This is a genomic window from Streptomyces sp. NPDC059900, from assembly GCF_050270335.1.
In the GTDB taxonomy this organism is placed as follows: domain Bacteria; phylum Actinomycetota; class Actinomycetes; order Streptomycetales; family Streptomycetaceae; genus Streptomyces.
Genome location: NZ_JBNNJZ010000679.1, coordinates 1 through 4015 on the forward strand (window position 1 = coordinate 1; position 4015 = coordinate 4015).

4 protein-coding genes are annotated in these 4015 nt (G+C 72.3%); all 4 read right to left on the reverse strand.

Annotated elements, in window-relative coordinates; all coding sequences use genetic code 11:
• A partial coding sequence (locus ACQKIP_RS41840; RefSeq protein WP_427745401.1) for an Rv2993c-like domain-containing protein occupies positions 1 to 240 on the reverse strand: 240 nt, incomplete at its 3' end.
• A 33-nt stretch (positions 241 to 273) separates the two neighbouring features.
• Positions 274 to 1647 carry a hypothetical protein gene (locus ACQKIP_RS41845; protein ID WP_365853863.1) on the reverse strand — a complete coding sequence of 458 codons (1374 nt, stop codon included), beginning with the start codon at positions 1645 to 1647 and terminating at the stop codon, positions 274 to 276.
• 118 nt (positions 1648 to 1765) lie between these two features.
• Positions 1766 to 2701: an N-acetylglucosamine kinase gene (locus tag ACQKIP_RS41850; RefSeq protein ID WP_365853861.1), complete on the reverse strand. Its 936-nt coding sequence runs from the start codon at positions 2699 to 2701 to the stop codon at positions 1766 to 1768.
• A 62-nt stretch (positions 2702 to 2763) separates the two neighbouring features.
• The gene (locus tag ACQKIP_RS41855; RefSeq protein WP_365853859.1) at positions 2764 to 3930 is read right to left on the reverse strand and encodes an SIS domain-containing protein; all 1167 of its coding nucleotides are present in this window, start codon (positions 3928 to 3930) and stop codon (positions 2764 to 2766) included.
• Positions 3931 to 4015: the final 85 nt, after the last annotated feature.

Consider the following 4015-nt stretch of genomic DNA (forward strand, 5'->3'; position numbering starts at 1 on the left):
GTTGAGACCGATGCAGATGATCTTCTGCGGGGCGACGAGCGGGCTGAGCAGTTCGACGTCGGCCAGGGGCACCCCCGGCACGTCGGCGCTCAGCACGTCATGGGCCGTCCCGTCCGCGATCAGGTCGCGCACCGCGTCGGACATGTGCCGCTGGTCCTCCGCCACGACGGGGAACACGGTGTCACCGTCCACGCGGGCCGCCAGGACACGCCCCTCGTACCGCACTCGGGCAATCTTCACAGTCTCTCCAGGCTCGTCGGTGTGCGGGTGGGGTCAGTTGAATCGGGGCAGGAAACGGCTCTGGGCCCGCAGCAGGTCGTCCGTCAGGGCGGCGGCCGCGTCCCGGTCGGTGACCGCGCCGTCGGCGATCACGGCCTCGACCACCAGGTCACGGTCTCCCGTCATCGCAGCCTCGACCGCCAGGTCCACGGGTGCAAGGCGCCGCGCGAGGATCGCCGTCAGCGGGGCCGACAGGTCGGGAACCCGCAGCTGACGCAGCCCCCGGGCCGTGGCCACGGCCGGAATCTCCAGGGCCGACCCGTCCGGCAGGCCCGGAACGCTGCCCCGGTTGGGCACGTTCACCGAGAACATCTCCCGCCGGTCGAAGGTGATCGACCGGATGATCGCCAGAAGTTGTTCCTGCTCGCCGGTGGAGCGGTCGAACGCGGACTCATCGAGCGGGGTGTCGCCCTCGGCCTGGGTGCGCATCGACAGGTAGCGCTCCTCGCCCCACTGGAGGATCTCCGGCACGGAGAAGGCATCGACGCCGAGCTTCTTGCCGTAATAGTCGCCGCCGGCCCAGCGCTCGGGGAAGAACTCCACGACGTGCCGGTCGTTGGCCGCCGGGTAGGCGCCGTAGGTGCGGAAGAACTCCCAGGAGAACGGGTTGTGCCAGGCCTTGCCGTTCTCCCAGATCGCGCCGATGTCCGCCGGGTCGGCGGGCTCGGCGAGTTCGCGCTCCATCCGGGCGCGCACCCCCGGCCAGGCGTCCTGGCCGTTGTGGCGGAAGTCGTAGATGAACGTGAGGTGGTTGATCCCCGCGTACAGCGTCGATGTCTCCTCGAAGGGCAGCCCGGCGAAGGCGGCGAGCTCCCGCTGCACGTGGTGCATGCCGTGGCACAGGCCGATGACCTCGGCGCCCGCGTAGCGGGTCATGGCCTGGATGTTGGCCGTCATCGGGTTGCTGTAGTTGAAGAAGTAGGCGTCCGGGGCGAGTTCGACGATGTCGCGCGCGATGTCGACCATGACGGGCGTGGTGCGCAGCAGCCGGGAGATCCCGCCGGGCAGCACGGAGTCGCCGACCGGCTGGAAGACGCCGTGCCGCTGGCAGATCTCGTGGTCCTCCTGCCAGGCAGGCCGGCCGCCGACGCCCACACAGGTCACGACGTAGTCCGCGCCGGGCAGTTCGCTGCGCCGGTCGGTGGACGAGCGTACGGTGATGCGCTTCTGGGCGCCGCGCGCCTCGACCATGCGCTCGGCGAGGCGGGTGGTGACCGAGAGCGCATCGGGGTTGACGTCGACGAGCCGGATCTCCCAGGAGCCCAGGTCGTCCGCGCCGATCAGATCGGCGAGCAGGCCGCGGGTGAAGACGGCGCTGCCGGCGCCGATGAGCACGAGGGAGCGGCGGTCGGGGTTGCTGGCTGGCACGAGCGTGTCCTTTCGGGGTGCGCCCGGCGGCCCGTCCCGCGAGGAGGGCGGGAGGGCGGCGGAGCGGATGAAGGGTGAGCGGCGGAGGCTCGGTTGATGTGCGGGGGCCCGGAACCGGTCAGCGGGGGAGGGGTTCACCGGCGAGGCGGGCGGCGAGCAGGGCCGCGCCGAGGACGGGAGTGGCGAGGGGAGCGCGGGTGGCGTACGGCTCCGGGAAGGAGGCGAGGGCGCCGGTGAACGCCTCGCGCACGCGCGGCACGGTGAACACCCCGCCCGACCAGGAGACGGGAACCTCCTCGTCGGGCGCGGCGGCCAGCGCGCGGCGGGCGGCGCGGGCGAGTTCGGCCAGTTCTTCGCCGGCCCGGGTGAGGATGCGCGCGCACCTCTCGTCGCCCTCGGCCGCGGCCTCGGAGACGTGGCGGCTGACCGCGGCGACGGCGGTGCGGTCCGGGCGGCCCAGCAGCATGACGTCGACGAGGTCCAGATCGGCGGCGAGTGCCAGCCGGCGCCGCAGCACCGCGTGCAGCGGACCTGGCGGCATCCGGCCGTCGCTCATGCGCGTGAAGAGGTTCAGCGCCTGGACCGCGATCCAGTGCGCCGAGCCCTCGTCGCCGAAGAGCTCTCCCCATCCGCCGGTGCGCGCTTTGCGCCCGCGCAGGACGCCGTACGCCATCGAACCCGTACCGCTGATGACGTTGATGCCGTCGGCGAGGCCGAGCGATCCGGCCCAGCCGCACACCATGTCGTTGCCCACCGCGTACCGGTCGTGCCCGAGGAGCTCCGCGGGCAGCGCGTCCAACGCCCCGGTCAGCGACGGGGACTCGCCGTGGCCGGGCAGCCCGAGGAACGCGTGCTTCAGGTGTGCGGGGTCGGTGCCCGCCTGCCGGCAGGCCTCCGTGATCCCCTCGCGCAGCACGGTCCGCGCGGTCCGCATGCCCTGTTCCCCGAGCGCGGGTGCGGTGGGCGGGCCTTCGGCCGTGCCCAGCACCGTCCCGGCGGCGTCCACGACGGCGAAGGCTGTCTTCGTGCCGCCGCCGTCGACTCCGAGATACATGGCGTTGCTTCCTTCCGGTGAGTCGGCTGAGTCCGGTGGGTCCGGCGTCCTGCGGTCGGGGCTCAGCGCGCGGGCAGCGGGTGGATGGTGACGCCTTGGACGACCCGGTTGACCTCCCCGTCGGGGAAGGGATTGTCAGGTGTCATTCCGCAGGCCAGCGAGGCGGCCAGCGCCACGAGTTGGGCGCACAGCACGGCGGGCAGCGCCAGGGTGGCATCGTCGGCGTCGGCCATGCCGTCCACCAGCCAGGTGTGTTCGGCCGGGAGGCCTTCGGGACTTGCGGCGACCGCAAGGACCTGCCCCGCGGGCAGGCCGGCGCTCAGCTCGCGGAAGATGTCCAGGTCGTACTGGCGGGTGTAGGGGTCGTTCGACACGTAGATTACGGCCGCCGTCGTCTGGGTGAGGAACGCCTTGGGGCCGTGCCGGAAACCCAGCGACGAGTCCGAGAGCGCGGCCACCGCGCCGCCGGTCAACTCAAGCAGCTTGAGCGCGGACTCGCTTGCCAGGGCCTGCAACGCGCCGCTTCCCAGGTAGACGAAGCGGTCCGGCGCGCGATCGGTCAGTTCGGCGATCCTGGCGGGCACATCGCCGGACAGCAGGGCCGCGCCCGCGCCCGCGCAGTCGTCGAGGCCGCGGATATGGCTGCCGCCCAGCGAATGGAGCACCCCGAGGAGCATGCAGGTCAGGCTGGAGGTCATCGCGAAGCTCTGGTCCTCCGCCTCGGGCGGCGTCAGGAGCACGTAGGAGTCGGCGCGTTCCTGGTGCCGTGCGGCCAGGGAGCCTTCCGCGTTGCAGGTGACGACGAGGTGGGCGCAGTGGTCGAGCAGCTGGTCGGCGATCTCGGTCGCGGCGATGCTCTCGGGGCTGTTGCCCGAGCGCGCGAAGGACACCAGGAGGGTCGGCCGGTCAGGCTCCTCGAAGCATGCGTGCGGGGTGGCGGTGATGTCCGTCGTGGCGACGGCATCGACCGTGCGGCCCGTTGCGCGCCGCAGCGCCGACCGCACGATCTGCCCGGCGTATGCGGAGGTGCCCGCGCCCGTGAGGACGATCCGCAGCCGGGTATCGGCCAGCAGAGGGGCCAGGAACGCGTCGAGGGCGGAGCGTTCCTGTGCCACGCGGGAGGCCATCTCGGCCCACAGGCGAGGCTGCTGGTGGATCTCGCGGTGCGTGTGGGCGGCTCCTTGCGGCACGGCGGAGCGATCGGGGGTCTCGGGTACGGCGGTGGTCACGCAAACTCCTTCGAGCAGGGGTGATACGGGCGCGGATCGGTATTGGTCGGTGGGCCCGCGCGGTGGGTGGGGGACAGGTTCTGAC